The sequence below is a fragment of the Devosia sp. genome (assembly GCF_040509215.1).
GTDB lineage: Bacteria > Pseudomonadota > Alphaproteobacteria > Rhizobiales > Devosiaceae > Devosia.
This window is the reverse complement of sequence record NZ_JBEVLL010000275.1, coordinates 1-7171: the sequence shown is the minus strand read 5'-3', so window position 1 is coordinate 7171 and position 7171 is coordinate 1. Positions and strand designations below refer to the sequence as shown.

Below are 7171 nucleotides of genomic sequence, written 5' to 3'. Positions count from 1 at the left end.
GCTCCGGGCGCTGTTGCTGGGGCCGGCTGTTGGCGGGACGGGCGGCAGCCGGACGATCTTCGCGCGCTGACGCGCCGCCGTCGCGGCGCATGGTGAGGCCGATGCGTTTGCGGGGGACGTCGACTTCGACGACGGTCACCTTCACGACGTCGCCGGCTTTGACGACTTCGTGCGGGTCTTTGACGAACTTGTCGGCCAGTTGGGAGACGTGGACCAAGCCATCCTGATGCACGCCGATATCGACGAAGGCGCCGAAGGCGGCGACGTTCGTGACTGTTCCTTCGAGCTGCATGCCGGGTTTTAGGTGTTTTATGTCGTCCACACCTTCCGCGAAGGTCGCGGTTTTGAAGGCGGGGCGCGGGTCGCGGCCGGGTTTTTCGAGTTCGCCGATGATGTCGCGGACGGTGGGGAGACCGAAGCGCTCGTCGACGAAGACGCGCGGGTCCAATGCCTTGAGGGCTGAACCATCGGCCATGAGGGCGCGGACGTCGCGGCCGCAGGCGGCGACGATTTTCCGCGCGACGCCATAGGCTTCGGGGTGGACCGATGAGGCGTCGAGCGGTTCGGTGCCGTTGGGGATGCGGAGGAAACCGGCGGCCTGTTCAAAGGTACGCTGGCCGAGGCGGGCGACCGAGAGCAGGTCTTTTCGCGTCTTGAAGGGGCCATTGGCGTCGCGGTGCCCAACGATGGCTTCGGCAATGGAGGCGCCGAGGCCGGAGACGCGGGAGAGAAGCGGGGCCGAGGCGGTGTTGAGATCGACGCCGACGGCATTCACGGCGTCTTCCACCACGCCATCAAGCGATTTGGCGAGGCGGTACTGATCGACGTCGTGCTGGTATTGGCCGACGCCGATGCTTTTAGGTTCGATTTTTACGAGTTCGGCGAGGGGGTCCTGCAAACGGCGGGCGATGGAGACGGCGCCGCGCAAGGACACGTCGAGGCCAGGGAATTCGGCGGCGGCCAGCGCCGAAGCCGAATAGACCGAGGCGCCGGCCTCGGAGACGATGACCTTCATCGGCTTTGGTGCGGGCATGTTTGCCAGCATATCGGCGACGAGCTTTTCGGTCTCTCGCGAGCCGGTGCCGTTGCCGATGGCGATCAGTTCGACATTGTGGGCGCGGATGAGTTTGGCGAGTTCGACCTGGGTGCCCGAAACATCGTTGCGCGGCGGGAAGGGATAGACGGTCGAGGTGGCGAGGACCTTGCCGGTGCCGTCGACAATGGCGACTTTCACGCCGGTGCGGATGCCGGGATCGAGGCCCATGGTGGCGCGGGAACCGGCGGGGGCGGCGAGCAGCAGGTCCTTGAGGTTGCGGGCGAAGACGGCGATGGCTTCTTCGTCGGCGCGTTCGCGCAGGTCACGCATCAGATCGAGCGAGAGGTGCACATAGAGTTTGGTGCGCCAGGCCCAGCCGGCGACTTCCAACAACCATTTGTCGCCGGGAAGAGTGCCGCCGATCTGATAGGCCGAGGCCACCGTGCGGACGGCGGGTTTTACGATGGAGGTGTCGTCGGCATCGACTTCGATATCGACGGAGAGCACTTCCTCATTGCGGCCGCGCAGCATGGCGAGGGCACGATGGCTGGGGGCCGTGGCCCAGCGTTCGGTGTGGTCAAAATAGTCTGAGAATTTGGCGCCGGCTTCCTCTTTGCCTGCGATGACTTTGGCGCGGAGGGTGGCGCGCTCCTTCATATAGGTGCGGAGGCGGCCGACGAGATCGGCGTTTTCGGCCATCTGTTCGACGATGATGTCGCGGGCGCCATCGAGGGCGGCTTTTACGTCGGGGATGTCGTCGTTGAAATAGGACGGGGCGAGATCGGCGGGGACGAGGCGACGATCGTTGAGGATGGCTTCGGCCAGGGGACCAAGACCCCGCTCGCGGGCGATTTCGGCCTTCGTGCGGCGCTTGGGCTTGAAGGGGAGGTAGATGTCTTCGAGCTCGGCCTTGGTGGGCGCGGCAGCGATGGCGGCGGCGAGATCGGGCGTGAGTTTGCCCTGCTCGGTGATGGATTTGAGGATCGCGTCGCGGCGGGCGTCGAGTTCGCGGAGATAGCCGAGGCGCTCTTCGAGATTGCGGAGCTGGGTGTCATCGAGCCCACCGGTCACTTCCTTGCGGTACCTGGCGATGAAGGGGACGGTGGCGCCGCCGTCGAGCAGTTCGATGGCCGCCTTGGCCTGATCGGGCTTGGCGCCGATTTCCTGGGCGATGCGGGTGGCAAGGTTTGGGGTGGGGAGCGCCATGGGTCAGCCAGTCTGGATTCGAGTTGGCGCGACCATAATGGGGATTTAGGCGAAAACCCAATCATGAGGGGGAGAGGGTGTGGAAAGGTGGCTTCCGGGCCCGTCACCCTCGGGCTTGACCCGAGGGCTCTGTACTTGCCGCACGTCCGCGAAGTGAAGTGTCCTCGGGTCAAGCCCGAGGATGACGTGTGGTGGCTACACGCTCGACATTTCGCGCAGAAGCAAGGCCGGGCGGATGGAGAGGACGCGCAGGAGTGTCGTGGCGCCGAGGATGGCGGTCATGCCGATGAGGCCGGCGACGACGACGCCGATGGTGGCGGGATCGACGGCGAAGGCGACGTTGAGGAGGACTTGCGTCAGGAGCCAGGCCGTGAAGATGCCGGCGGGGATGGCGATCAGGGCGGCGAAGACGGCGAGGAGGAGGAACTGGATGAGCGCGGAGACGAGGATTTCGCTGCGCTTGGCACCCAGGACCTTGTTGAGCACGGCGTCGGATTCGCGCTGGCGGCGACCGGCTGCGAGGCTGCCGATGAGGATGAGGAGGCCATTGAGGACGGCGATGCCACCCACGGCCGCGACGGCGAGGGAGAGCTGGCTCAGCGCTTCGGTGATGCGGGTGAGTGTCGCGCCGATCTCGATGAATTTGATGTCGATGAATTCATTGGCGAGGAAGCGCTCCACCTCTTCTTCGCGGCCATCTTCTGCGGTGACGGCGGCGAGGATGGTGGAGGGATAATTGTCCAAAACGCCGGGGGAGAAGGCGACGAGGAAGTCGATGCCGCCCTGCCAGGCATAGTCGCGGAAATTGCCGACGGTGGCGGTGACCGTTTCGCCAAAAATTTCGAAGCTGACTTCGTCGCCGATTTTGGCGCCAAGACCCTGGCGCAGGTTCTGGTGCAGGGAGACGAGGGCGGGACCGGTGTAATCGGCGGCCCACCACTGGCCCTCGACGAGGCGCGAGGCCGGGGGTAGGACCGAGCGATAGGTCATGGGGATTTCGCCCGAGAGCAGGAAGGCGGCTTCGGGGCCATTGGCGGCGAGGTCTTCGATGGGCTTTCCGGCAATGCTGACGACGGTGCCGCGCAGCATGGGCGTGGCGGTGACGAGTTCGATGCCGTGTTCGGGGCCGACCGAGGCTTCGAGGGTCTGCATTTCGTCGGGAAAGAGATCGGAAGCGACGAGGGTCGGGGCGTCGAAGACGGAGGCGCCGAGGAATTCATTGCGGAGGTTGATGGCGAGGACCTGCACGACGACGAGGATCACCATGGCGAGGCCAACGGCGGTGACGACGGCCGAGGAATTGCGGGTGGTGCCGATGATGGCGCGGAGCGACTGGCGCAGCGGCCGCCAGCGGGCGGCGGGGAGTTTGGAAAGGCCGATGAGGGCGAGGCGGCTGCCGAGCTGCATGAGCACGGCGGCGCCGATGGCCGAACCGGCAAAGGCGAGGACCAAAGCGAGGTCGTTGGTGAGGACCACCGCGAGCCAGAAGAACAGGAGCACGGCGATAGCCAAAGGCAGGAGTTCGCCTGACGCCAGAAATTTGCGCCAATCGATGCGCGGGGCGCCGAGGCCTTTGGAGCGGAAAAGATTGGCCGGGGACACCATCTGCGCCTGAACGAGGGGCAGATAGGAGAAGGCGAAGGCGGTGAGAAGACCCACGGCGCCGGCGACGAGAATGGCGAGGAGGTCGATATCGCGAGCGAGCGGTATGCCGATGGCTTCGCCCACGGCGGGCAGGACAACGAGGCCTATGGTGACGCCGACGGCGATGCCGATGCCGACGCCGATGAGGCCGAGGGCAAGCACCTGGACGAGGAAGTGGACCAGCACGCGCCAACGCGAGGCGCCGAGGCTGCGCAAGACCGCGATGACGCCGGAGCGCTCGCCGATATAGGCGGACATGACGCTCCAGACGGAGACGCCACCGATGAGCAGGGAGCCGAGGCCCACGACCATCAGGAAGCCGGTGAAGAGCTCATAATAGCGCAGCATGGGGCCGAGGCCGTCGAGGGCCGAGCGGATTTCCCAGCCGGCATCGCCGAGTTCGGCGGCGAGGCGGTCGCGTTCGGCTTCGGTATCGCCGGAGGCGAGGAGGAGCTTGTAGCGGAAATTGGTGCCAAGGCCCGGAAGCGGCGAGGTGCGATCCGACACGTGGGCAAAGCCATCGGTGCTCAGGAGCGTCGAAAGACCCAGGCGGAAACCGCGGACGGGGCCATCGGGGAGGCCGGTCAGAGTGCCGCGGACTTCAAACTCGGTGCCGCCGATGGTGATGGTGTCGCCCGTTGTCAGGCCGAGCTGGTCGAGCATGACCGGATCGACGAGGGCGCCAAACATGCCGTCGCGCTCTTCAAGGGCGTTGAAGGGCGAGACCATGGCTTCGCTATCGCTGGTGCCAACGCCGCCGAGGAGCGGATAGCCGGGGCCGGCGGCAACGAGGTCGACAAAGGCCTCGCCGGTCGGGGATTCAGCGCCGAGATTGGTTTCGACGACGCTGGCGAGGGTGCCGGCCTGTTCGAGGATGGCGAGTTCGCTGGCATTGGCAGCGCGGTCGGAGCGGGTGAATTCGAGATCGCCGCCCATGAGCATGGCAGCGTTCTGGTCGACGGCGCGGGTGATGGCCGAGGAAACAGAGGAGACGCCGGCGATCAGCGCGGTGCCGACGGCGAGGCAGATGATGAGAAGGGAAAAGCGGGCCCAGTCGCCCGCCATTTCCTTGAGGCCGACGCGGGCCGCAGCAAGCAAGGCACGCATCAACGAGCGCCCGTGGTTTCGGTGAGCTGACCCTGTTCCATGGTGAAGCGGCGGTCGGTGCGTTCGGCCAGGTGCGCGTCGTGGGTAATCATGACCACCGCCGTGCCGTTCTGACGGGCGAGGTTGAACATGAGCTCGACGACAACGGCGCCGGATTTCTGGTCGAGATTGCCGGTGGGTTCGTCGGCAAGAAGCAGACGCGGCTTGGTGACGAGGGCGCGGGCGAGACCGACGCGCTGCTGTTCGCCACCGGACAGGGCCGAGGGGCGATGGTCCAGGCGCTTGCCGAGGCCGACGGCGTCGAGCGCGGCGGCAGCTTCCTTGCGCACGTCGCTGAGCTTCATGTCTGGGCGGGCGATTTCGAGCGCTAGGCCGACATTGTCGAGGGCCGTCAGCGAGGGAATGAGATGAAAGCTCTGGAAGACGATGCCGAGCGTCTGGCGGCGGAACACGGCCATGGCGTCTTCGTCACGCTTGGTGATGTCAGTGCCACCCACTTCTATCCGGCCGGCGCTGGCGCGTTCGAGGCCGGCGAGCAGCATCAGGAGCGAGGTCTTGCCACTGCCCGAGGGGCCGACAATGGCGACGACTTCGGCAGGATTCACCGACAGATCCACACCGCGCAAAATGTTGAGCGGCTTGCCGGCGACATCGACGCTATAGTCGACCTTGCTGGCGATGATGATCGGGGTGTTGGCCATATGAGCCGCTTTCCTGGGGGAAGCAGGGGCATCGGAAAGCGGGGACTGATCTGGCGCTGGCACGCTGCCTCCGGCGGTAGTGGTTTACGCAGCGTAAATGCCGCATCTTTGCTCAATCATATTAAACTGGCATTGTTGGATGAAGTACTAAAGAAGTCATGCCCGCAGGGCGGACAATTATGACCAAGAGGATTTGACGTGGTGAAGGGTGGGAAGAGCGCCATTGGCATGGCGATGATGCTGGTTGGCCTGGCCGCGGCGCCGGCGCTGGCAGGGCCGAGCGAGCAGGCGCTGCTGGCTTCCTATGTTGGCAACTGGCGCGGCGAGAGCATCTTGCAGGGGGGCGACAAGCCCGAACCCTTCCGCTGCCGACTGGCTGTAAGCCCCGGAAATTCCGGCAAAATCAACTATACCGGCCGTTGCACGCTGGTGAACATGAACCTGTCGGTTTCGGGCACTATCGGCTATGCCGACGCCAACTCCCAGTATGAAGCGGTGATGACGTCCAATGCGGGCTTCTCCGGTCTTGCCGTGGGCAAGCAGAGCGGCAACGAAATCGGCTTCGATCTCGTCGAGCGGCAGAAGGATCGCGGCGGCAATGACGTCGCCATCGGTTCGCGCATCTACCTCGTGGGCGATTCGATTCGTGTTGAATTCCAGGTCGAATTCAACAATTCGGGCAAGCTGCTTACGACCAGCGTGCCGTTCGCGCGCTGATCACAAGGTTTTGCCCGGCCTTTCGTTATGAGAGCCGGGCATTGGCTTTGCCGAAAGACGGGATGGGAGCGCGGCCATTCGCCCTCCCTAATGCTAAATATGAACTAAAACATCATATTTTTGCGGTTCGACCAAAGTCGAGCACGCTTTTTCGCTTTTTTCTTCGCTAACGCAGTGGCGGGCACTGGCGAAAATCCAAAAGCTCGCCTATCTTGCCATCGCTGCGCCGTAAATGACGCGCTCTCATACGTCCAACACTCGCAAGGAGAGGAATGACGATGACTACATCGCCGACCATTACCATCCATGCCGTGTGTTCGACCGTAGTAACCCGCCGTACTGACGCCAAACGCTGGCAAGGGTTCTGCTCGAAACGAATGTGACCTCGGTCACATTTCAGGTGTGACAGTCACACCACCGTCTCAGAGTTTCGATAAGACCCGCAGCGAAATGGCTTCACCGGCGTGGACAGTTCCACAGCCCGTGTTTTTCCATTCGTCGCGCAAGTGGAGATTCCACCCATGCAGGAAAACAGTTTTTCTAAGGCCGAAACGCTCCGGCCAACCGTGATCGAAGTCGGCGGCGAGCCCCAGGGCGTCGTTGTGCCGGCAGATGGCGGCTTCCGCTTCCTTGCTGTCAAGCTGCCGGCCTTCGTGGTCGACGGCCAGCATTTTGCAACCGTTGAAATCGCCCATCGGGCGGTGCGCGATGCCGTGGAGGGCAGAGCCGCCCTCTGACGGCCGCCCTCTTCCCATTGCCG

At 64.2% G+C, this 7171-nt stretch carries 5 protein-coding genes; 1 reads left to right on the top strand and 4 read right to left on the bottom strand.

Annotated features, from left to right (window positions below):
* The 3 genes from ABW043_RS15610 to ABW043_RS15600 form a co-directional block, all read right to left on the bottom strand.
* A partial coding sequence (locus tag ABW043_RS15610; RefSeq protein WP_353922123.1) for a Tex family protein occupies window positions 1-2242 on the bottom strand: 2242 nt, incomplete at its 3' end.
* A gap of 195 nt (window positions 2243-2437) precedes the next feature.
* On the bottom strand, window positions 2438-4993 hold the full coding sequence (locus ABW043_RS15605) for an ABC transporter permease (RefSeq protein ID WP_353922122.1): 2556 nt from the start codon (window positions 4991-4993) through the stop codon (window positions 2438-2440).
* Window positions 4993-5694, bottom strand: coding sequence for an ABC transporter ATP-binding protein (locus ABW043_RS15600; RefSeq protein WP_353922121.1), 702 nt, complete (start codon window positions 5692-5694; stop codon window positions 4993-4995). Before ABW043_RS15600 ends, ABW043_RS15605 begins: the two co-directional genes overlap by 1 nt.
* A gap of 198 nt (window positions 5695-5892) precedes the next feature.
* Here ABW043_RS15600 and ABW043_RS15595 point away from each other — a divergent pair, with 198 nt between their 5' ends.
* On the top strand, window positions 5893-6411 hold the full coding sequence (locus tag ABW043_RS15595) for a hypothetical protein (protein WP_353922120.1): 519 nt from the start codon (window positions 5893-5895) through the stop codon (window positions 6409-6411).
* 422 nt (window positions 6412-6833) lie between these two features.
* Here the strand turns inward: ABW043_RS15595 and ABW043_RS15590 are convergent.
* Window positions 6834-7171: hypothetical protein (locus ABW043_RS15590; RefSeq protein WP_353922119.1), on the bottom strand; the 338-nt coding region annotated here is incomplete at its 5' end.